Consider the following 22,335-nt stretch of genomic DNA (forward strand, 5'->3'; position numbering starts at 1 on the left):
TGATCATAAATACGGGGATGCGCACGGACAATACTGGTTCGTTACCATTACGCCGTATGGGAAGGATATCGAGCCTAATGTGCCGGACATGCAGAAAGTGATGGAAGACTTTAAGAAGCTTTCTGATATCGTCAGTGTAGACAGCGTTGGTTGGCGATATGATCCGATCTTTGTGGATGATAAGCATTCTGTGGATTGGCATATAGATCAATTCGAGCAGATGACCGCAACACTGTCCGGATACACGAAGACCTGTGTGATCAGCTTCATCGATATCTATAAGAAGGTGGAGTGGAACTTCCCGGATGCAAGAAAAGACGCCTGTCTACTCGATTAAATACTCAGTATTCTATCGTTCGAGTTTGTTCTTGCGGTATTTGCCAGGGGAAATATGATATTGTTTCTTAAAGACTCTGCAAAAATAGTCAATACTGTTGAATCCACATTCCGCAGAAATGGTATTAATTTTCTTTTCGGTATCAGATAGTTTTGCGGCAGCAACTTTAAGCCGGTAAGATATAAGATAGTTTACAGGCGTAATATGAAGATATTTGTTGAATAGATTCAGCGCAGTGCTCTTGCTTATACTGGCCTTGGCAGCGATGTCTTCAAGAGTGATTTCTTTGGTATAATGTTCATGGATGAACTGCATCATTATCTGAAGCCTCGACAGGGAAGCAGCGGATGAACTCTGCTTCTCGTCCAGACAGTCAAAGTCAATACTTTTATGTATGTTCAGCCATAAATGTTGCATGAGAGAAGAGACGAGAAGCTCATTATCTTTCTCATTTTTATGGATGCTGATAATCTTCTGAAAGTCAGAAATGATGGGAGTGCTTGCCGGGTCTGCCTTATTAAAAACAAGATACTGGATATTTGAGTTTATTATGGGAAACACATATTTTTTGTAGATCAGGCTTCCTTCGGGAGCAATAAAAGATGGCATGCAAAGGAAATTGGGTATGGATGCTGCACAGGACGAATGAAACTTGTGCAGCATTTTTGTGTTTATAAATATTGCGTCGCCTTCCGATAGAGTTAATTCCTGATCGCCTATCCACATGGTTACATAGTCGCTTTCAATCAGGACAAATTCAAGTTCAGTGTGCCAGTGCCAGTCAACACAGTTAAAATCAAACTGCTCCATGTTTTCATAATAGAACTGAAATGGATACTCAATGCTGCCATGGCTGGCTGTTTCCATCAGGTTGTCATCTGTGATTATGTGTGGATAGGAATTGCTGAAAAACAATACGAGAACCTCTCTTACGATATAGTTCAAAAACTATAAGATTTATTCTAGTGTATTTCCTATAATTATACCATATAATCCAATAGTAAGAAAAATAGTCTAATAGAGAGGAATCGAAATGTCTGATTACAGAAAAACAAAACTTGCCTGCTATCTTGGTTTTATAACACAGGCAATAGCAGCAAATTTCGCACCGCTTTTATTTTTGAAGTTTCACAAAGATTATGGGATATCCCTTGGAAATATTGCTCTTATATCAACCGTTTATTTCTTTACACAGCTTCTTATAGACCTTTTCTGTGCAAAGTTCGTTGACCGGATAGGATACAGGGTTTCTATAGTAATATCGGAAGTTTGTTCAGCTGCCGGGCTTATAGGACTTGCCTTTTTGCCGGATATGTTACCAAATGCATTTGCAGGAATACTTATCAGTGTAACAGTATATGCCATGGGATGCGGGCTTATCGAGGTGTTGGTCAGTCCAATTATTGAGGCCTGTCCTTTTGAAAATAAAGAAGCGACGATGAGCCTTTTGCATTCCTTTTACTGCTGGGGAGCTGTGGGAACTATAGTGATATCAACGGCTTTCTTTGCGTTATTTGGGATGGACAGCTGGAGGTGGCTGACAATTCTCTGGGCATTGATCCCGGCATATAACATTTACAATTTTGCTACATGTCCGATAGTCCCGATAGTAGAGGACGGTAAAGGGATGGGCATAAGGCAGTTGGGAAAAAGACCGCTCTTCTGGGTATCGATATGTCTTATGGTCTGCGCAGGGGCATCAGAACTTGCCATGGCCCAGTGGGCATCAGCATACGCTGAAGCTGCTCTTGGATTGTCTAAAGCTCTTGGGGATCTTATGGGACCATGTATGTTTGCAGTTACCATGGGAATAAGCCGTATCATATATGGAAAGTATGGAGAGAAGCTTGATCTGATTAAATTCATGGTTGCTTCAGGAGTTCTTTGCGTTGCTTGCTATCTTATGGCATCTCTTTCAGCGAATCCAATCATAGGTCTTATTGGATGTACTTTATGCGGTTTTTCTGTTGGGATCATGTGGCCGGGAACAATAAGCATCTCATCAAAGAAATTTCCCACAGGTGGAACAGCGATGTTTGCACTCCTTGCTATGGCTGGCGACCTTGGAGGCAGTATAGGACCTGCTATTGTGGGAAAGGTTACACAGTATGCTGGGGATGATATCAGAGCCGGCATGGGAGTAGGGCTTATTTTCCCGATAGTTCTTATAGCTATGCTTTTCATAATGAGTAAAGCAACAGAAAGGCATAACTGAGCGTAAATGATATCGGAAGATAAATGAGTTTTGAAATTTTTTCTGTCAAAAGAATCTTCTATGATAATTTGAATTTATGAGGGATGTAGTCAGATATGGCTACATCCTCTCTAACTTTTTGTGACATTTCATCTATGAAGGCATTCATTTAAGCTTTGATATGGATGCACTTGATCCGACACAGGCACCTGGTGTTGGAACACCGGTGCATAACGGACTGACCCAGAGAGAGGCCTTTATTATCTGCGAGATGATGAATGATTCCGGACATCTAAAGTCAATGGATCTCGTTGAAACGAATCCCCTGCTGGATAACAGAAATGCCACAGGAATCCTCGCCAGTGAGCTTATTACAGCTTGTCTTGGAAGTACGGATTATGTGCTTCTTGGGGTATAGAAGTGCAGATAAAATATGGGCTATGTTTATTTGCTTCTGATAATATTATTGCAGGCTGTAATGAACTCCTTAAGATCTTCGTAGAGTTGATCTATGCTTTTAGGATCTCCGTCGCCTAAAGCTTCATTGGCTTCAATAAGATTCTCATAGAATTCTGTACATCTTGCGCCTTCTGAGGTGTAGTAGTCTTTAAGTACAAAATAGTCTACATAATAATAGGGGAAATTATTATCGAAATTGTTGCTTATATCTGTGCCATAGGCATACTCGTTGGCATACCCAATATGGTCACCCATTTCCTTTATTTCTTCAGGGAAACCGTCCCTGGCGAGGGTCTTCTGAACCCAATGTCCTAGTCTTTTTGCCTCATCACGGATTGAATCAGGATGCTTTACAGGATTTGTTGCTCTGTATTTATCCAGAATATCATCTGCCACAAGCCCCCTTAAAGGGTCGGTATCTGCCGAATACGATGCCGCTGCTGATGCATCTTCCGGCACTACCTTTATGCTTACCGGCTCAACGCTGTAAATGTCATATTCCCCCATATCCTCAGCATAGATAAAAGAAATCTCAAATTCTTCATAAATATTGGCCTTAATATACTCTTGCTGTTCGCTGGTCATATTTTCAAGAGAGATCATGTGGTCAAAATTAAGATCATAGTCGGACTCATCAAATGAAAAGTAATAATAGCTTTCATCACCTATCTGATTAGAGGTCCATCCGCGAAAAGAGTACTCCTTACCAACTTCAGGGAGCTCACTGCTATCGGTTGCTTCTAAAGAGGCGCTTTCGGAACTTTCATTATCTGCCGAATCTGAAGTTTCAGCAGGAGTCGCATCCTCTTGCTCGGGCATATTCTCAGGCTCATTTTCAGGCTCATCCTTGGATTTTGTTACCTCTTCGGACCATTCCGTCTGATTCTCTGTGACAGTCTTATCTTCATAGTCCTGGTTTTCTTTTTGCATTTCTATTGTTGTATCATTGTTGGCATCAGCCTTTTTCATAAGTCCACAGCCATTTAATAATATGGTTGTTGCCATCACTGATGTAAGTATTCTTAAGGTATTCTTTTTCATAGCATCTCCTTCATTTATCGGTCTTTTTTTAGAATGTGTTTTAGACACAACCGAGATACATTATACATTGAAGGCATTGGTAGTTATACTTTTTTTTTCAAGATACACGCTTGAGGTTTGTACATGAATGACACCTTTAAACTCAGCATCAGACTATTTTAGATGATATGCTTACAGAGAAGGCTGATTTCTTGAAAATGATGAATAAGAGTGGTATATCATAAATATATATCAGCAGAATATAAGCGACTAATGATTTATAGTCTGCTGAAATATATTCAAAAAGGTATGTTTCAGCAGATTATAGAGGAGTGAACCCTATGCGCATAATTACGTACTGATCGATTTTTAAACGACTTCAACTTCTCTATTATATAAAAAAGGTGACCACACCAATATGTGATCACCTTTATCTATCCAAATAATTTTATTTGATTTCCATTAGTATTTAAATGTGAAGCTGTAGGATTCTCCTGCATTAACAACTGAACCATCTGACTCTGTAACAGACAAGGTTGCATCAAGTGAGAAGTGGCTGATAGAACCCTTTACTGTACCGTCTTCGCTTGTAAAAAGTATATCATCACTGTCGGAGCCATCCTCAATTGTTCCATATCCACGGAGCTCCTTAGAGTCAGCGATGTGAACCAGAACGTCATAGGAGCCGCCTTCCATGCCTTCTGTAATGATGAGATAGCTGTCTCCTGCATAGTCACCGTAGTAGCCACAGGGTGTGTTATCCGGGAATGAGAAGGTAACATCACCTATGATGTCAGCAAGAGTACTTGCAAGACTATAGGCATTTTCCTTGTAACGCATGGCTTCATTGTAGGCATAGACTGAAGAATAGATTGAGCCATCTACATATAAATAGCTCATCTTTTCAGCCATGGAGGGGACATACTTCTCCCAATTCTGATATTCCGTGAAAATACTGGGATAGTTATCAGGATCCTTCTCCTGCAGTCTTGAAAGCAGGCTTAATGATTCTTCCTTCCATACCAATGTGCCCCACTGGCTAAGCCAATTCATGGCGGTCTGGTCAGGTGCATTCATTCTAAGCTCGTCATACTTATTGTATATCTCGTTTACGCTTGCCAGCTCATCTGAAAGTGAATCTGAAACAGCACCCTCTATTTCACTTTTGATCTGAGCTGAGTAATCCTCGGCTAATTCTGTGCTGGAAGCTTCGTCTGTTCCATCCGCCTCGGCTGTTCCAGCATTTGCTGCATCTTGTGCTGGTGCATCTTCCTTGGATGCTTCATCTGCCAAATCTTCTGGAGTTGTTGCTTCGCCTTCCGATCCCTCTTCGGTTGCAGAAGCTGTCTGCTCGTTTGTATCAATTTTCTCAAATAGTGTATTGTCGCTTGCCGGAACGGCAGACTCTTTAGAACATCCCCCTAGCAGCATCGCTGCTGCAATAATTGATAGTGCAAATCTTTTTCCCAAAATGATTCCTCCTATAAACTTTTTTCTTTTAAAAAAAGAATTTACCACATAAAACCAAAAGCGTCCACCAAGAAGATGATTTTATTCAGGGATTTTTGTATAACCATATTACATTGCAAAAAATATAGATGAGATTCATAGGTGAAATGTTACAAAAATGCGAGCCCTTTCAACCTTGAGCCACATTTTAAGTCAAATAGACGTAACCTTTCACGAATTACAGACTACAATTTTCATTCCCTTTGCACCAGAATGCTTTCTAAGCATAAAACTGAATGAACTTTTTCAGGGATAAAAATATAAAGGAAGATATTTAAATTCTTTTATGCTTGCTTTTTTCATCCGGAATTCTTCTATATTTGTTTATTGGCGTAACACAAACGAAATTGCGTCAACTTTTATATCTGGGCACTACGTCGATTTATACTAATTTTCTCCAACAGGTTGAACCCGTCCCCAACGCACATGTCCTCATTCTGGTTGTATAATGAGTAAGGCAACAAAGAGACATTGACACCGTATGATTAAGAGGAGAAAATGAAGATATCCACGTAAACCAGTAGCGACGTTATCTATTGGAGGTGAAATTCATGAAAATTCTCGAAGATAAGATTCTAAAAGAAGGCAAAGTATTCCCCGGTAATGTTCTTAAAGTTGATAGTTTCCTAAATCATCAGATTGATGTAGAGCTCATCGATAGATTGGGTGAGGTTTTTTATGAAAAATACAAGAATAAGAATATTACCAAGGTGCTGACTTTAGAGGCATCGGGAATAGCGATAGCCTGCGCAACGGCGAGGCTCCTGGAGGTTCCGGTGGTCTTTGCCAAGAAGACGCAGAGCCTGAATATCGGGAATGATGTCTATGTGACCAGAGTTAGCTCCTTTACTCATGGTAGAGACTATGATGTGACGGTTTCCAGGAATTATCTAACTAAGGAGGATATTGTTCTTCTGGTGGATGATTTTCTTGCTATCGGCAATGCCATGAAGGGGCTTATCGAGATATGCGACCAGGCGGGAGCAGGGATTGCCGGTATCGGAATCTGCATTGAGAAGGGCTTCCAGAAGGGCGGTGCCGATCTCAGGCAGATGGGCTATGATGTCACTTCACTTGCAATAGTCGATGGAATGGAAGATGACGGAACAATTAACTTCAGAGAGCAGGAGGACTGACGGGAATAATTAACGATTTTTTATTTTAAATTCAGCGTTTTTTAATAATTGGTATGTGTGAATTAACGTATCATTATTAGCAGAAGGACTTAAAAGAAAAGTTCAAATGAAGGAGGTCAAAATGAACAGAAAACTATTGTCTTTTTGCATGGCGCTGGTTCTTACTGTGACTTTAGCTGTACCTACCAGAATGGTTACAAAGGCTGAAGTGGATGATACAGAAAGTGCTGTATCTGAAAATGTTATTTCTGAAAATTCAGGGTCCACCTATATAGTTAAAAAAGGAGATTATCTTGAGAAAATCGCCAAGGAGCAGCTTGGTGACAGCAAGAGATGGAAAGAGATCTACGAGCTTAATAAAGATCAGATAAAGAATCCCAGCATGATAAGAGAAGGCATGGAGTTAAAGCTTTCTGCAGATGGCGAAGATGCCGAGGTTAAAGAGGATGCTGCGGAAGAGAAGGCTGAAAAGGTCGAAAAGACTGAGGAAGCCAAGGACGATAAAAAGGACGAAAAGGTAGAGGAGTCCGAGGAAGAGAAGAAGGACGAAAAGGCTGAAGAAGCCAAAGACGATAAAGAAGAAAAGGACGAGAAGGTAGAGGAGTCCAAGGAAGAGAAGAAAGACGAAAAGGCTGAGGAAGCCAAGGACGATAAAGAAGAAAAGGACGAAAAGGTAGAGGAGTCCAAGGAAGAGAAGAAGGACGAAAAGGCTGAAGAAGCCAAGGAAGATAAAGAAGAAAAGGACGAGAAAGCAGAAGAGTCCGAGGAAGAAGATAAGGAAGAGGCAGAAGCCGCAGAAGAAGAGAGCGAAGAAGATAAGGAAGAATCAGCCGAAGCTGAGCTTCAGTACTGGGCTGAGGATTCACCTGTAGCTGCAGCGATCGTTGAGTACGTTAAGGACGTTACAGATGAGGATTCTGCTAATTATATCCCTGTTGAGGATAGAATCGCTGTTTTCGATATGGATGGTACATTAATCGGTGAATTATATCCTTCATATTTTGAGTACATGCTGTTCATTCACAGAGCGCTCTACGATGAGAATTATAAGGCTCCCGCTGATATGAAGGAGTTCGCACAGGCGCTTGAAAAGGGCATCTACGATGGTAAGCTTCCTGAGGGCAATGAGCTTAAGCATGCGAATTTCGCAGGTGCTGCTTACGCCGGAATGACTCCGCAGGAGCTTAAGGATTATGCCAAGGAGTTTATGAAATCTGAGGCTGATGGCTTCACCAACCTGACAAGGGGAGAGGCTTTCTATAAGCCGATGGTATCACTTGTTGAGTATCTGGATGAACATGATTTCCAGTGCTACATCGTAAGTGGTTCAGACAGAACAGTCTGCAGAGCTATTATCAAGGATACGCTTCCGATTCCTGAAAACAGGGTTATCGGCATGAGCTACACCATGGTTGCATCAGGTCAGGGCGATACTGACGGACTTGAATATGTTTATTCTGAGGATGATGATGTGATCCTTGGCGGAGAGCTTATCATCAAGACCATAAAAATGAACAAGGTTAGCGCTATTGAGCAGGAAATAGGCAAGGTTCCGGTTCTTTCATTCGGAAACAGCTCAGGTGACGTTTCAATGGCACAGTATGTTGTGAATAACGACATGTACGAGAGCAGAGCATTTATGGTTCTGTGTGATGACCTTGAGCGTGAGCATGGAAACATGGATAAGGCAGACAGTATGAAGAAGACATGCCTTGAGCGTGGATTTATGCCTATTTCCATGAAGGATGACTTCGGAACGATATATGGCGACGGCGTTGAGGCAGTGCCATATGGCGAAGAGGAAGCAGAGGAGGATGCAGCGGGCTGATAGTAGTAGCCTAAAACGCGCGAAAATTCAATAAGAAAAGGTGTTAAGCCGGGTAGTACTAGTAAGGATTTACTAAGTATTACCCGGCTTTACTAATGAAAAGGTTACAAAATGGCTTTTGTTTGGGACGAAAAAAATGGTATATTGGATAGCGTATGAAAAAAGCTTAGGAGTAAGACTGGAATGAAAGACAAGAAAATTATTAAGCATCGAATATTGGACCATAATTATGGTTTTGGGATAGTATTGCTCACGGTATTGGCGTTTATACTGATGCAGATATTCGGAGGGGTGATAGGATCCATATTTGGATTTTTGACTGTATTTGTAGATTATACCAAAGTGATTTCTATGAATACGCTGATGACAATTATCACTGTTGTAGCTGCATTTCTTATGCTGGCGCTTCACAAGAGATGGTTCTATCCGGAGTTCGAAGGAAACCTGAAAACCAGTAATAATCTCGGAAGATGGCTGCTTTTAACCTTGGGAATCCTTTTGCTGATCGTTGTTCCGGATGCTATTGCTATGGTGGTAAACGGAAAACCATTTGCAGCGCCTACATTAACGTCTGTTTGCACTTCTTTAGTGGCAGGTACTAGCGAAGAGGTAGCTTTTAGAGGCGTTCCCGGATCATACGGTATGAGACAGATAAACGAAGGTAAAAAGATTCCGGTTGTAGTGCTTATTACATCAGTACTGTTTTCACTTATGCATGCTACCAATCTGTTTGCAGGAGCATCATCATCAGCTACGCTTGTTCAGCTGGTTACAACCCTGGGAATGGGAGCTTTATTCTGTGCTATATATCTTAGAAGTGGCACAATTATTACCGCAATGATGCTCCATTTCCTATACGATGTATATGCCCTGATGAATGCAGAGGCTGTAAGTGAGACCGGCATTATGGTTAATGGTGTGACAAAGACGGATGTCATAGCCAATCTGGTTCTTTTTGTACTGGAGATGCTAGTGGTATGTTTTCTGCTTCGTAAGTCCGTATGGGATGAGGTTATGGCCCTTTGGAGCAAAAAGTGGAATAAGCAGTAATACCAAGGTCACTTATATCATATAAAAAAGAAAAAAGAGAAGGCTGCAATACAGGATAATATCAATACAGATATTATCCCCGTGGCTTTCTCTTTTACTGTTTCTATATCAAAATATCGGTTGTTAAATTTAATGGTGTCTACAGTTTTGGGTACAGCTTTCCCTATAAAAGCTTTTTTCACAGAACTATTATAGCGCATGGCTTTTCCTCCCACAAAAAACATTAAATGAATAATACATACAACATCTAGTGTCCTTTTATGAGAGTATACACCACATATATAAAATATTTATAAACTGTCTGGGAAAAGTTTATGAAAAAGGGGTGTTGCAGATATAGCCTGGCTTATATAATAATTGTAATAAAAGGAGATAGACAAATGCATGACTTGCTTTTGGCAGCAATCATTATAAGTATATTTGGCATGTTTTTTGAGGGATTCATTGTTTTCAGAAATCTCAAGAATAAACTGCATGCATACCTTTTTCTTAACTGTATAGTGATGCTGGTAAATAATACTGGGTATTTATTACAGCTGTTATCTAAAACAGAGGATGAGTATATCGCTGCGCTGAAATTCTCTTATGCCGGCAGAGTGTGGATCCTTTTCTCTCTGTTCATGTTTTCAGCGGAGTTTTGTCATATAAATGTTCCGAAGCTATTTGTGAGGGGATACATTCTTTTTAATGTCCTGGTTTACGCATCGGTGTTTACGCTGGAGGACCATAATCTGTATTATTCCAAGAAATGGTTTGATAAGGATGGGCTTTTCCCTGTTCTTTTGCATAGGGACGGCATTATACATCAGGTGTATATCCAGTTTCAGGTGGTGGTTATCATCGTCGTCTTTTTCTGGCTGTTTAAGGGGCTGCGGAATAATAAAGGAAAAATTGCCAAAAATCGTACAATGATCATAATTGCCGGCTTCCTAATTGAGTCGGCGCTGTTTATATGCCAGATCATGCATGTATTCTTTGTTACCTATTTCTTTGATATCTCAGTATTCGGAAATGTCGCAGTAACAATTTCCATGTTCATAGCTATTTTCAGATATAATCTGCTGGGAATTATAGATATGGCAAGGGAATATATCGTGGACAGGCTCTCTGAAGGTGTTATAGCTGTAGATTCCGAGGGAGGGCTGCAGTATTACAACGAGCATGCCAAGGAGCTTTATCCGGAGATCAACAAGGACCCTGCAGGCGTTGTGGACAAGCTGAAGGAAGCCATTGTAAAGGGAGAAACCATAATTATTGGCGACAGATTTTTCGCACCTGAGGAAAAGGAGCTGTTTGCGGAAGGTGAAGTCATTGGTAAGCTGTATGCTCTGGTAGACACAACGGTTCTTAAGCAAAGGGAGTATAAGCTGAAGGCTGATGCCGCTATTCTTGAAATGGCAGCAAATGGAATGAGAGAGCGCCTTAGCGCTACTGAAGAGATTTTAAGTCAGGACAGGACTATGCGACACGACAGGAGGCATTTTGAAGCGCTTATTCTGTCCCTGATTCAGGATGGTAAGGTGGATGAAGCGAGAAAATGCCTTGAGGAGCGTTTGTCCCAGGAGCCGCGTTCCAGCCAGCGATATTGTGAGAATGCGACCGTTAATGCAGCAATTATGCACTATGTAACAGTGGCGGAGCGAAAAAATATAAGGGTGAAGGTGGCTACGAATATTCCTTATAATCCCGGAGTTGATGAGATGCAGCTTGCTATCGCAATCTGTAACCTATTGGAGAACGCTATTCACGCCTGCGAAAAATTGCCGGAAAATGAGCGATTTCTTGAGCTTACAGCCAAGTACAAAGAGCAGCTTCTGCTGGAGATAGTTAATTCCTGTGATGGAAAAACAGAGCTCAATGAAGAAGGATACCCTGTCACAACCGAGGTAGGACACGGTATCGGAACCAGAAGCGTTCTCGACTTTGTTCAGAAGACAAACAGCGTGATCCGCTTCATTGCTGAGGATAATCAGTTTAAGGTGCAAATGATAATAGGCTAAAGGATAAGCAGATCAGTTACTGCTATTAAATGACAGATCGCCCTCGATGATTCCTGTATTTTCAGCGAAAGTGCAGGAAACACCGGGCATCGCATTCTTAATAAGAGAAGTGCTAATGGGGTCACCCTGCGTAAGGGCATCAAAATCGCTACCTGTGTAGGTGGCCTTCAGGTGCATTTTTCCTTCTGCTTCAAGATATTCAAAATCGAACTGTGCGTCCGTTTCTCCATGGAAATGCTCCATGAGAATGGATACGCCAAGCTCCTCGATAACAGTTATCATCTTATGAATTATAGAATTATTCAGGACGTGTTTATGTCCGAAGGTCTCTATCTGCGTAAGAGCACCGGGATAATCGAAGCTTGTTCCGTTGACATTTATGGTCAATGCCTTCAAATGACCGATAAATCTGCGGGTGCTGTCCTTCTGGGGATTAAGGAATATCTGCTCCGGAGTTCCTTCTTCGCAAATTACTCCCTGATCCAGGTAAAATACGCGATTTGCCACATCCTTGGCAAATTTCATCTCATGAGTGACGATCATCATGGTCATGCCGCTCTGGGCAAGCTTGCGGATTACGGACAAAACCTCACCTATTGTGGTTGGATCCAGAGCTGATGTGGGCTCGTCGAACAGAATCATTTCAGGATCCATGGCGAGCTGTCTTGCGATGGCGATTCGCTGCTGCTGGCCGCCTGAGAGCATGGCGGGATAGCGCAGAGCCTTTTCAGCAAGGCCTACCTTCTCAAGCATCTCCATGCTGTACATGAAGGCGTCCTCTGTAGATCTGTGTAGCAGCTCAACCTGCGCCAGCATGATATTTTCAACGATGGTCAGATGCGAAAACAGATAAAACGACTGGAATACCATTCCGACCTTTCTTCGCAGCTTATTGAGGTCGTAACCGGAAGCAAGGATACTTTCTCCTTCAAAAAGGATTTCTCCATTTGTGGCAGGGATGAGGTGATTCAGCATATTCAAAAAGGTGCTCTTTCCTGTACCGGAAGGGCCAATTATGGAAATAACATCGCCTTTTCGTATATCACAACTGATATCCTTGATCGGGGTTGAGGTTCCGAAGTTTTTCTCAAGGTGGCTTATATGGTAGAGAACGGGTTTATCCTCTTCATTGGAAACAGGCAGGCCAAAGGAAGGGGCTTTAAGCCTACCGGCAGCCCTGTCATCAAGGAGCTTTTGTATTTTCTTAATGTTTCTGGTTTTAGGTTGTACCAGCTTTTCAAGCTTACCCAGAAGAGCAATAAGGATCACTGACAGTAAGAAATAGATAATCGCCGTCAATATCAGCGGGAAAAATGCTTCATAGGTGCGGCTTCGAATAATATCAGATGCTCTTGTAAGATCCATAAGGGATATGTATCCTGCTACAGAAGTCAGCTTTACGAGAGCAATAAATTGCCCGGTATAGACAGGGAGAATGTTTATCAGTGCCTGAGGAAGAATGACCTTCATAAAGCCATGGGCAGGGCCAAAACCGATAGCGGTGGCTGCTTTTGCCTGGCCTTCAGGCACAGCCTCGATGCCTTTTCTGAATATTTCCGAAGTATAGGCAGAAAAATCAAGAGAAAAGCCTATGACGCATACCCAGAATGCAGGGAAATTCTTGCTTGTGAAGATAAGATAGTTAAGAACAAGAAGAAGTACAACAATGGGAGTTCCCCTAAATATGCGGATGTAGGTATCAGCTATAACATTCGTAATGGATTTATTGCACATGCGAAGATAGCAGACCAGAGCTCCAAGTATGGTTCCGAATAATCCACTTAAAGCAGAAAGCTCCAGCGTGACTAAAAGACCAGAAAGAAGGAGCTTCCACCGGTCCTCACGGATAAAGTTTTTTATGAAGCTTTCCTTTATGGCTGTGAAAATATCCACTGAATCCTCTGAATTTGCGCCATCTGCAGGGTTCCTAAGCACAACGACGACACAGGTGCCTTCATAAGTGGGTTCGCCGAAATATACACTTTCAGCGCGTTCTTCAGTATAGGCAATACCACCACATGCCAGATCACATTTTCCTGTGGATATGGCTGGGAGGATAGAGTTGAAGTTCATCTGTTTAAATTCAAGACCATAGCCTTTTTCCTTGGCGAAGCGAATCAGAAAATCCACATCGATTCCGACAAGCTTACCATCCTGAATATAAGAAAAAGGGACTGATGTTGGTTCTACAGCTACCAAAAGAGTACCATTAGAGGCTTCGAGTGTGGAAAGATCCTGTAATTGCTTTTTTGCAGTGTTTGTACCCATCCAGGTGCTTAAAATGTCATCGTAGGTTCCATTAGCTTTCTGTTCTCGTATGTAATCACTGTATTTATCGCAGAGAGCTTTCCCGTCAGCTGTTTTGGGGAAAACAGAACCTCCTTCCATAACATTGGATATAGGTTCATCGAGGGCAATAATTTCAGGGTTTTCAGCCGCCATAGTCCAGGCAATAACATCAGTATCTGCATAAGCATCTATTTTACCTGTGAATAGAGCTTCACGAATGTCACTGGTGGAATCATATAGAACAAGCTCAGCCTCCGGAAGGCGGGCTCTGACATGGATAGCTTCAATGCTTCCTGTTAGTGCACCTATCCGCTTATGCTCAAGCTCGGAAAGAGAGGTGTAATACTGCGTATTTTCTTCATTTTTGCTGCCACAGCCGCTAAGCACGAGAAATAAAGCCAGCAGAACCGGCATGAAAATGCGCATTTTTTTGAAAAGTACAGAACTTGTCATATCGCCCACCTCATATAAAACCCTATATAAATTTTATAATCAGAGGTGGGGAGACACAACGAAAGTTTCTGTAAACAATTTAGAATGTTTTAATTATGTTTTTTACTGTAGGCAATCTGCTTGAAAAGATTGTAAATACCACTTTTTATGGCATTGTTATCATGATCGGCACCATTTATCTCATACCAGATGTGGTCAGCACCATTGGCTTCAAGGAGGTCATGGTATGATTTAGGGAAGGTTCCAACCACGGAATCCTTAGTACCACAGCAGATTATAAAGATATCGGGTGTTATCGCACCATCTGCAAACTTCATTTCGCTTTCCTGTATCTGGCCGGGATGAGTCATGAAATTATCATGTGAAGGCACGATACCAGGAGCAGAAGATATAGCGCAAACATATCCAAACAGCTCAGGTCTCTGCAGGGTGATGAAAATTGTCTCACGGCCGCCCATGGAGAAGCCTGCGAGATAGGTGTTTTCTCTGCCTGTAAGGACGGAATATTCGCTTTCTATATGAGGCATCAGGTCGTTTACCAGATCATTGATGAAGTTATCGTAGGGCAGGCATGCTTCTGCATCAAAAGCAGGCTTCTGGTCCGGATCAGAGGACGCATACATGTTGGGGCAGACGATGATGGTCTCATCAATAAGGCCATCTGCTGCGAAGTTACCTACGATTTCCTTAAGCTTATTGGTCGGATCGTTGGAAAAAGAGTACTCATCGCCAAAAATTCCATGAAGCAGGTAAAGAACAGGATACTTCTTATCCTCGCTATAATCTGAAGGAAGAAGTATACTGTAGCCTCTTTCAAGGCCGCAGGTCTCTGAATAGTAGGTATTATGTGTGAATTCCCCATATTTTACGTCGGAACGAGTCATGGTGAAGGCTGCGGGGCAACGCTCCTCAATCTCATCATTGAGGACGTACTCCTCATTATCAGTACTTTCTTTGGCTGCAACGTCATTTTCAGGGGGTTCTTCCTCGGTTGCTATACCTGATGCAAAGGAACTCTTGTCCTCTGCAGTTATCTCATCATTTGTAACAGTGCTATTTTCAGTAGCTATACTCATTGTAGTCTCCTCCTTTGCGCCACAGCCCGCTGAGCCAAGTAAAATAGCCAGGGACAGGGTAGCAATTAAAACTATTTTCATTAATCTATTCTCCCAAAACGTGTCTGAACGCGAATAATTACATTATAGCGAAGAGGATCGGCATATTCTATCCAGAAAGAGACCCTTCTACGCTCATAAATTGCGGATTAGTTCATTAATATTTGTTGTGGACCTTTTCAGCAAAGCACATCATATCCTTAACCTCTATGACTGTTCCGTCATCAAGTACCGCTTTTCCGCTCATTCTTCCAAATACCTGATGCTGGTCGGAGACGATTATCTTGTAGTCAAGGCAGGCAGCGCGGTCCAGAACGGGTACAAAATCCATCTCAAATCTTCCGTCAGAGGATGTGAAGGTCCATGGATCCATGTAGCTGCTATCAGGGATATGGAACTCTATATCGTCGAGCTTGTGGACTTTTCCGTTATAAAAAATGACATTTTCCGTTGCGGCACTGGTGTTACCAAAGCCGTAGCCGATGTTGAAGCCAAAGGCGTTGCCATCTATGTCTGCATTGCCTGAACCCCAATACCAGGTGTTATCGTAAGTCCATACGCCGCGGCCCCAGTCAAGGGTTCCGAAGTCTGTAGCGGGATTGAACTCATATCTTTTTCCATCGTATTCCATGTACCCTGAGGCGCGCATGGTGTTGATTTTCTGATTGTAATAAAATGCGTGCTTTTGGTCCCAGGGAGTGGCGATTACCATGGTATCCATGGAGGGGTGCTGCAGAGTAATATCGCAGTCGAAGGGCTTTCCGGCATTAAAATTCTCAAAGTGGCAGGTTATATGCCGTTTTCCATCGGTAACTTCAAACTTCATCTGCAATCGGTTGTCCGCATATTCAGTTGTGCCGCCAGCTGAAGAAGAGGGGAGATGGAGCTTTCCCAGAGGAAATGCATTCAGCACAGTTTCAGTGTGCTCCCAGGGAGAATTCCCAAAGGTAAGGAGAGATACCGACTGAAGCCCGATATATCCGTCATCTGATATGGTAAAAGCCCCTGCGAAGGAATCTGAAAGTACAAGATAGTAGTCCCATTCCTTTATTCGCCATTTGGGGGCCTTGATCATGGCCCTGTTATAGTCCTGAACAAGACTTCTGGACCAGCCGGGCTCTGTGAGCTCGCCCTCACTTCCAAGAAGCGGGTGGTGGGTTGTAACCTCGTGATTCCTGCTCATTTTATGTGGTTCCTCCTTGATATGGGGATGTTTTTGAAAAACGTAAGCTTAATAGCTGATATATAAATAGTACCACTTACTGCGACTTAGGGAAACGCGATGTGGTAAAATAGTGGTAGCTTAGGTAATCCTTCAGGAGGAAAACTATGTATAACGAATCTGATATAAATGAGATAGTTAATCAGCAGAGAGCCTTTTTCAGAACAGGAAAAACACTTGATATTGAATTTAGAATAAGGCAGCTCCAGAGGCTGAAGAAAGCCGTTATAAGGCATCAGGAGGATATAGAAAAGGCGCTTAATATGGACCTTGGCAGAGCTCCGCTTGAGGCGTATTTTTGCGATATTGGAAGTCTTATTCTCGAGATAAATGAGACTATAAAGGGTATAAGAAGGTGGGCGAGACCTGAGACGCATTTTAGCGGACTGCACTGCTTCCCCAGTATGGTCACAAAGGTCTACAAGATGCCCTATGGGGTATCGCTTATAATAAGTCCTTTCAATTTCCCTATTCTGCTGTCGCTGGGCGTTCTGACTGCAAGCATAGCAGGGGGAAACACCGCGGTGATAAAGGCGAGCTCCAAGTCGCATGCCTGCACAGAGTTTTTAAAGGGACTTATAAGGGAGATTTTTCCGCCAAAATACGTAACAGTAATTGATGGCGGGCATGATGTTGCTGACATGTGCCTGGCACAGCGGTTTGATAAGATTTTCTATACCGGTTCCCCGAAGGTGGGAGTACATGTGCTGCAGGAAGCGGCTAAGAATCTCACCTCCACGGCGCTGGAGCTTGGCGGAGAGACCGGTAACTGGTGCATTATAAGGAAAGACGCCGACCTCAGGGATGCAGCCCGGAAAATTGCATTTTTCAAGATGCTTAATGCGGGGCAGATATGCATAAATATCAATCAGATAGCCGTTGCGGAGGAAGTGAGCGAGGCGTTTATAAAGGAGCTTAAGGCTGCTTTCAAAAAGCAGATAGGAGATGATCCGGTAAATAATCCCGAATATCCAAAGCTCATAAACAGCGGTGCTTACGATAAATGCAGGGATATTGCTGAGAAGTACAAAGACAGGATCGTATTTGGAGGAGCCGGCAACAGGGAAAGCCTTAAGTTTGCGCCGACAGTTATATATCCCGTGGATATAGATGAAGATATCGTACAGAAGGAGCTGTTTTGCCCACTTTTACCGGTTGTTACCTATAAAGATAGTGAGATTGATGCGGTTCTTGGCACCATTTCCGAGAGAGAAGCGGGGCTTGCTCTTTATATATTCACTGAGGACGTGAAGTGGGCAGAGGGTGTGATGCAGCGCATGCAGTTTGGCGGCGGCTGTATAAACGAAGTATGCCTGCACATGATGGTAAAGGGCGTTCCCTTCAATGGTGTAGGCCACTCCGGAATGGGCGCTTATCATGGCAAGTGGGGATTTGCAGAATTTACGCATCCGACCTCGGTTTTAATTGGTTCTAGCAGATTTAATCTGCCACTTAGAGAGCATCCCTATGACGGAAGCCTTAAAAAACTGCTCATAAAGCTGTTTGAGAGGTAATACGTGGGATTTTATGTTTTTTTCACAGTTTTTTCCGTTTGAGTTCCTTGTAAATGGGGGTCTGCGGTTTTAGAATCTAGATAAATTACTTCAAATATTAGACAAAGTGAGGGTTTTTCATGAATATTTGGCAAAAGAGTTTTATCGACAGATTCTATAACAGCAAATTACCAAAGGATCAGATAGGAATTCTTCAGTTTGATCTTCTGGGACAGATAAAGGACAACGTGATAGTTCACATGCCGGCATACGAAGGTGTCAGAGGCCATGTAGATGCAAGAGATGTTGTCTATGAGGTTTACGTTGACAAGTGCGATATGCCAAACGGCATCATTTCAGCAACTGTCCTGGCCGGAAACCTGTATCGCTGGAATAAGCTGGGATATAAGATTGAGACAGAGTCTGTGGAAAACAGATATCAGTCAGCGTAAATGACTGGATTTTGAACTGAAAATTTGGATTTGAAACGTGTGGAGCGGGTTCCAAGGAACCCGCTCCAATTTATTCTATATATTAATTATCCTGCATATACCTGCCCAGTGAAGCAATCATCGAGTAAAAGTGAATCCTCCGTTCCTTCACTAGAATTAAGCTCCATCCTACCGGTCTCGCCTTCCTTAATCAGTATTCGATAGATTCCGGAGGCGCCCTCTACCTTCAGATCAAGGTAGGTAGAACCGTCACTTCTGTAAGGGGTAACCATGTCGCCTTTTTTTATAGTATCCGGCTCACCCTTCGCAGCGTCATCATCCTCGAAATAATAGCATGTGATATCCTTAGTTGCTGCAATATATGGCTCTCTTGGTCCCAGATAGTATCTATATTCCTCGAGTGGCTCAGGGAGTCCTTTGTTACCCAGCTTGCATTTCTGTGTATAGCCCTGAGTACCCAGTATATAATCCGTCTTACATACAAGGAACTCATCCAGATCTGTAGGATAGATAGTTTCAGGATCGCCATTGTCATTATACTTTGTGAAAAGTATTGCCCCATCCAGATAATCAACTAATTCAAACTTATCTCCATCAAAGGAATAAACAACCATAGCTCTGTAATCGCTATCTGTCAGGTACTGAGCATACAGATACTGCTTGTCACCACCGGGTCTAAACCAGAAGCATTTGAAGCCATCCATAATGAATGCATATGCTTCATCGATTTTTGGAAGATCATAATCCTTGCCATCAAAGCTGAGAGTAAGGGTATTAAAGTAGTAGGCATCGTCCTGGGTGCACTTCACCTCGATGTGCTTAGGATCGCCATTACCATCAAGATCGGCATTTAGCTCTCCGGAAGGATCTCCTGAGAGTGTAAAATACGTAATTTGATCCGAAATCTTAGAAGGTATATATTCCTCATCAATATCGTAATTGTTGTAATTATCAAAAAGAGTGATTTCAAGCTGCGGAGCCTTCTGAGCGTCAAGATAGGCCCAAAACTTATTAGCGGTATCAGGGTCAGCCTCTTCTGAAAGGTCTATTTCTGCAGCCCCTTCTTTATTGGTGTAGTATTTGATATCTCCACTATCTCCGTCGGTAAAATAGAAATCCTCCCACTCACTTTGGGTACCATCCTTACTAAGGTGATAGATTCCAAAATATGTAGCATCTGTGCCGCCTGATCCCAAATAACCGAATCTGTTATCTCCGATCCAGGAATGGGAGCTGCGAGCCCATCCATCTATGGTCATGTTGATGTCACCATCTTTTCTCGTATAAATACCATAAATCAGGCTGTTAGAAGATGTATCGTCATCATCTCCATTATCAACGATCAGAAGCTCAGCAAAGCCATCGCCACTTACATCATCTATACGGTAGCCTACAGTTTGAAGGACATTGTTGTCAGGGTCATACATGATCCTTTCCAACAAACCTGAAGGAACATAAGATGTGGGATGATCTGAATCTACACCTGCTATCATAGTATTTAAAATCTCATCAAGCACAGGCTTATAGAAGCTTTCATAGTTAAAATCATCGGATACTGGCTCATCTTCGGACTTAGTATCATCCTTCGCCTGATCGGCTACCCCGCTGGCACCTTCATCCGGCGCTTTATCAGCATTTGCAGTATCGCTAACCTTAACGGTTTCCTGCACCTCCTCTGTTTCTTCTGTAGTTTCGCCGCTATTAGCGGTATCCACAGAGCTATCAGTTTTCCCACCGCAGCCACACAACATAGCCGCAGCAAGCGTTACGCTCGTAACTTTCATGAAAAAATGTTTTTTAACCATATTCCCCTCCAAGAAAATGAATATGACTTCACACCGTCATAATTATAGCGCACGTGTTTTGCAACAAAATACCCCTAAAGGGGGTTAATATAATAAATTTTTTATAAAATTTATCCCTTAAAAAATATTTAAAATCCTTCAACTTTTTTAGTTTTGCTTAAGGTTATTTTGGCAAAGTAATTGAGAGGAAAAAAATGAAAAAAGTTGAGGAGCTTTCATGAAACAAAAAGAAGTAAACGAGAAAAGTAGGCAGATGAGCATCCCTGTGAGGGTAGGTGCGATTTTTACGGCAATCGGTCTCCTTGCAGGTGGTGCTTATGGGGCCTATTTTTTTGTGATTAGGAAAAATACTGAACCTGAAGGCATGGGAAAAGGTCCGGAGGGAATGAATGCTTCAGGCGTCGTGACGGCAACCGGAACCACAACAGTCGGAATGTCAGAGGAAAGGTTCGATGTGGACAGCCTCGAGACTTCGCTAAAGATAGAGGATGTATACCTTAACAGCGGAGATGAGGTTGAACAGGGCGCGAAGATACTGAAAATATCTGAGGAGAGCCTTGAAGAGGCAAGAACCGAACTGGAGCAGGCCGCAAAAGCCGCAGAATATGCCTATCGTCTTGGAGTGGTTGATCATGAGGAAGCCCTGATCACAGCTAAGAGCACATACGACGAGGCAGCCGTGAACTCTAATTATGCTGATAACGACTATCAGAGCGAAATACAGGAAAAGGCCAAGAAGGTAACAGAGCTTGAGGAGCAGGTTGCCGAGGCCCAGGAGATAGTCGATGAATACACCGCTTCTCAGAATGAAGACGCTTACTATTCTTATTATAAAATAGATGAACTCAAGGAAGAGCTCTATGAAAATTTCACGCTGCTGATGCAGCTCTATGACGAATGGGGAATCGAAGAATTATCTAAGAATTCATCTCAAAATACCCAAGGCTCGCAGAATGATAAATACACACTTTATCAGGATTTTGACAAAGAGGTACAGGAGGAGCAGGAGGAGTATGATACTGCTATGGAAAACTACGAGGATGCCAAGCGTAAAGCTGAGACAAATCTTGATAAAGAAAAGGCAAATCTGGAAAAACTTAAGGCACAGCTCTCAGAAGCCCGGGTTGCATACGATGAAGCAGCTGCTACAGCAGGTTCAACCAAAAGAGAGACTGTAGCTAAAAGCGGAATAGCGGAGGATACCTACAAAAATAAGTACTGTGTTCTTGGGAATGACGTGGCAAAGGAGGTTTTCGGAAGTGCCTACGATGCCTATGATGAGACGGTTTACATAGATGACAGGTCCTATACCGTAAAAGGCGTCATATCCGAGGTAGGAACTGTGGCGTCGGGAATTAGCCCTGATACAGCGATTTTCGTGCCCTATGAGACCGGGATAAAGTACCTTACGGGAAATGACATCAGCCCGACAATAACTGTGATTGCGGACGATACCGGAGAGGTTAGCACCATAAAGTCCAATATTGAGACGGTTTTATCTGAAAATTACACCAATGCAAGCTTTGCAATATCAGACGCCGGCTCCAAGATGGAGGCTGCAAACCAGTCAAACAGGACTCTGACGCTTTTACTGTATGCCATGGCTGCAATCGTGTTTGTTGTAGGCGGTATCGGCATTATGAACGTGCTTTTCGTATCTGTAAAAGAGAGGACCAACGAGATTGGAATACTTAAGGCTATCGGCTGCAGTCAGAGGGATATTCTTCTGGAATTCCTTCTTGAAGCCAGCACTATATCACTTCTTGGTTCAATTATCGGTGTGATATGTGCGGTTGGAATAACACCCATTATTGAAAGCTTCAATATGACGGTGTCCTTATCTGTCGGAGGTGCGATTTTATCGATGGTATTTGGTGTGTTTACAGGAACAGTGTTCGGTTTCTATCCGGCTTACAAGGCGTCGACGCTGGTACCTGTAGTTGCGCTTAATCAGGAATAGAAAGGGGTTTGGT

15 protein-coding genes and 3 pseudogenes are annotated in these 22,335 nt (G+C 42.6%); 10 read left to right on the plus strand and 8 right to left on the minus strand.

What is annotated here, in order from left to right; genetic code table 11:
* Positions 1–34 precede the first annotated feature (34 nt).
* Positions 35–337 (plus strand): annotated as a pseudogene (locus tag G587_RS21925) (DUF1848 family protein); the annotation flags it as partial.
* 12 nt (positions 338–349) lie between these two features.
* Here the strand turns inward: G587_RS21925 and G587_RS0107995 are convergent.
* Complete coding sequence (locus G587_RS0107995; protein ID WP_242830053.1) at positions 350–1,147, minus strand: AraC family transcriptional regulator; 798 nt, start codon at positions 1,145–1,147, stop codon at positions 350–352.
* Between the two features lie 223 nt (positions 1,148–1,370).
* On the opposite strand from G587_RS0107995, the gene G587_RS0108000 reads away from it, so the two are divergent.
* Together G587_RS0108000 and G587_RS0108005 are read left to right on the plus strand one after the other, a co-directional pair.
* On the plus strand, positions 1,371–2,552 hold the full coding sequence (locus G587_RS0108000) for an MFS transporter (RefSeq protein ID WP_026491811.1): 1,182 nt from the start codon (positions 1,371–1,373) through the stop codon (positions 2,550–2,552).
* 142 nt (positions 2,553–2,694) lie between these two features.
* Positions 2,695–2,949: an arginase family protein gene (locus G587_RS0108005; protein WP_256379311.1), complete on the plus strand. Its 255-nt coding sequence runs from the start codon at positions 2,695–2,697 to the stop codon at positions 2,947–2,949.
* Positions 2,950–2,975: 26 nt separating this feature from the next.
* Here G587_RS0108005 and G587_RS0108010 read toward each other — a convergent pair whose 3' ends face one another.
* Together G587_RS0108010 and G587_RS0108015 are read right to left on the minus strand one after the other, a co-directional pair.
* Positions 2,976–4,031, minus strand: a complete 1,056-nt coding sequence (locus G587_RS0108010) for a hypothetical protein (RefSeq protein ID WP_026491813.1) — start codon at positions 4,029–4,031, stop codon at positions 2,976–2,978.
* Positions 4,032–4,472: 441 nt separating this feature from the next.
* Entirely contained in the window at positions 4,473–5,480 is a 1,008-nt protein-coding gene (locus tag G587_RS0108015) for a hypothetical protein (RefSeq protein WP_026491814.1), read from the minus strand.
* A gap of 590 nt (positions 5,481–6,070) precedes the next feature.
* Between G587_RS0108015 and G587_RS0108020 the strand changes: the two genes are divergently transcribed.
* The 4 genes from G587_RS0108020 to G587_RS0108045 all read left to right on the plus strand — a co-directional run bounded on the left by G587_RS0108020 (position 6,071) and on the right by G587_RS0108045 (position 11,533).
* Positions 6,071–6,655: a xanthine phosphoribosyltransferase gene (locus tag G587_RS0108020; RefSeq protein ID WP_026491815.1), complete on the plus strand. Its 585-nt coding sequence runs from the start codon at positions 6,071–6,073 to the stop codon at positions 6,653–6,655.
* A gap of 121 nt (positions 6,656–6,776) precedes the next feature.
* Positions 6,777–8,483, plus strand: coding sequence for a haloacid dehalogenase-like hydrolase (locus G587_RS24315; protein ID WP_196812536.1), 1,707 nt, complete (start codon positions 6,777–6,779; stop codon positions 8,481–8,483).
* Positions 8,484–8,666: 183 nt separating this feature from the next.
* Positions 8,667–9,533, plus strand: a complete 867-nt coding sequence (locus tag G587_RS0108035) for a CPBP family intramembrane glutamic endopeptidase (protein WP_026491816.1) — start codon at positions 8,667–8,669, stop codon at positions 9,531–9,533.
* A gap of 380 nt (positions 9,534–9,913) precedes the next feature.
* Entirely contained in the window at positions 9,914–11,533 is a 1,620-nt protein-coding gene (locus G587_RS0108045; RefSeq protein ID WP_026491818.1) for an ATP-binding protein, read from the plus strand.
* Positions 11,534–11,935: 402 nt separating this feature from the next.
* On the opposite strand, the pseudogene G587_RS26840 reads toward G587_RS0108045, so the two are convergent.
* The 4 genes and pseudogenes from G587_RS26840 to G587_RS0108060 all read right to left on the minus strand — a co-directional run.
* Positions 11,936–12,676 (minus strand): annotated as a pseudogene (locus G587_RS26840) (amino acid ABC transporter ATP-binding protein); the annotation flags it as partial.
* Between the two features lie 99 nt (positions 12,677–12,775).
* A pseudogene (locus G587_RS26845) lies at positions 12,776–14,275 on the minus strand (ABC transporter permease subunit); the annotation flags it as partial.
* Between the two features lie 89 nt (positions 14,276–14,364).
* Entirely contained in the window at positions 14,365–15,432 is a 1,068-nt protein-coding gene (locus tag G587_RS21950) for an alpha/beta hydrolase (RefSeq protein ID WP_051200897.1), read from the minus strand.
* Positions 15,433–15,547: 115 nt separating this feature from the next.
* The gene (locus G587_RS0108060) at positions 15,548–16,573 is read right to left on the minus strand and encodes a DUF2804 domain-containing protein (protein ID WP_026491819.1); all 1,026 of its coding nucleotides are present in this window, start codon (positions 16,571–16,573) and stop codon (positions 15,548–15,550) included.
* A 146-nt stretch (positions 16,574–16,719) separates the two neighbouring features.
* Here G587_RS0108060 and G587_RS0108065 point away from each other — a divergent pair, with 146 nt between their 5' ends.
* Positions 16,720–18,126, plus strand: coding sequence for an aldehyde dehydrogenase family protein (locus tag G587_RS0108065; protein ID WP_026491820.1), 1,407 nt, complete (start codon positions 16,720–16,722; stop codon positions 18,124–18,126).
* Positions 18,127–18,245: 119 nt separating this feature from the next.
* Positions 18,246–18,557: a hypothetical protein gene (locus tag G587_RS0108070; RefSeq protein WP_026491821.1), complete on the plus strand. Its 312-nt coding sequence runs from the start codon at positions 18,246–18,248 to the stop codon at positions 18,555–18,557.
* A gap of 86 nt (positions 18,558–18,643) precedes the next feature.
* Here G587_RS0108070 and G587_RS0108075 read toward each other — a convergent pair whose 3' ends face one another.
* Positions 18,644–20,362 carry a hypothetical protein gene (locus tag G587_RS0108075; protein ID WP_026491822.1) on the minus strand — a complete coding sequence of 573 codons (1,719 nt, stop codon included), beginning with the start codon at positions 20,360–20,362 and terminating at the stop codon, positions 18,644–18,646.
* Between the two features lie 217 nt (positions 20,363–20,579).
* On the opposite strand from G587_RS0108075, the gene G587_RS26210 reads away from it, so the two are divergent.
* Positions 20,580–22,322, plus strand: coding sequence for an ABC transporter permease (locus G587_RS26210; protein ID WP_051200898.1), 1,743 nt, complete (start codon positions 20,580–20,582; stop codon positions 22,320–22,322).
* Positions 22,323–22,335 lie beyond the last annotated feature (13 nt).

It is taken from the genome of Butyrivibrio sp. XPD2002 (genome assembly GCF_000423945.1).
GTDB lineage: Bacteria > Bacillota > Clostridia > Lachnospirales > Lachnospiraceae > Butyrivibrio.

Coding starts and splice junctions, on each gene's coding strand:
- G587_RS0107995 (WP_242830053.1), bottom strand. CDS start 1,147: ATGGAGCAGTTTGATTTTAACTGTGTTGACTGGCACTGGCACACTGAA.
- G587_RS0108000 (WP_026491811.1), top strand. CDS start 1,371: ATGTCTGATTACAGAAAAACAAAACTTGCCTGCTATCTTGGTTTTATA.
- G587_RS0108010 (WP_026491813.1), bottom strand. CDS start 4,031: ATGAAAAAGAATACCTTAAGAATACTTACATCAGTGATGGCAACAACC.
- G587_RS0108020 (WP_026491815.1), top strand. CDS start 6,071: ATGAAAATTCTCGAAGATAAGATTCTAAAAGAAGGCAAAGTATTCCCC.
- G587_RS24315 (WP_196812536.1), top strand. CDS start 6,777: ATGAACAGAAAACTATTGTCTTTTTGCATGGCGCTGGTTCTTACTGTG.
- G587_RS0108035 (WP_026491816.1), top strand. CDS start 8,667: ATGAAAGACAAGAAAATTATTAAGCATCGAATATTGGACCATAATTAT.
- G587_RS0108045 (WP_026491818.1), top strand. CDS start 9,914: ATGCATGACTTGCTTTTGGCAGCAATCATTATAAGTATATTTGGCATG.
- G587_RS21950 (WP_051200897.1), bottom strand. CDS start 15,432: ATGAAAATAGTTTTAATTGCTACCCTGTCCCTGGCTATTTTACTTGGC.
- G587_RS0108060 (WP_026491819.1), bottom strand. CDS start 16,573: ATGAGCAGGAATCACGAGGTTACAACCCACCACCCGCTTCTTGGAAGT.
- G587_RS0108065 (WP_026491820.1), top strand. CDS start 16,720: ATGTATAACGAATCTGATATAAATGAGATAGTTAATCAGCAGAGAGCC.
- G587_RS0108070 (WP_026491821.1), top strand. CDS start 18,246: ATGAATATTTGGCAAAAGAGTTTTATCGACAGATTCTATAACAGCAAA.
- G587_RS0108075 (WP_026491822.1), bottom strand. CDS start 20,362: ATGGTTAAAAAACATTTTTTCATGAAAGTTACGAGCGTAACGCTTGCT.
- G587_RS26210 (WP_051200898.1), top strand. CDS start 20,580: ATGAAACAAAAAGAAGTAAACGAGAAAAGTAGGCAGATGAGCATCCCT.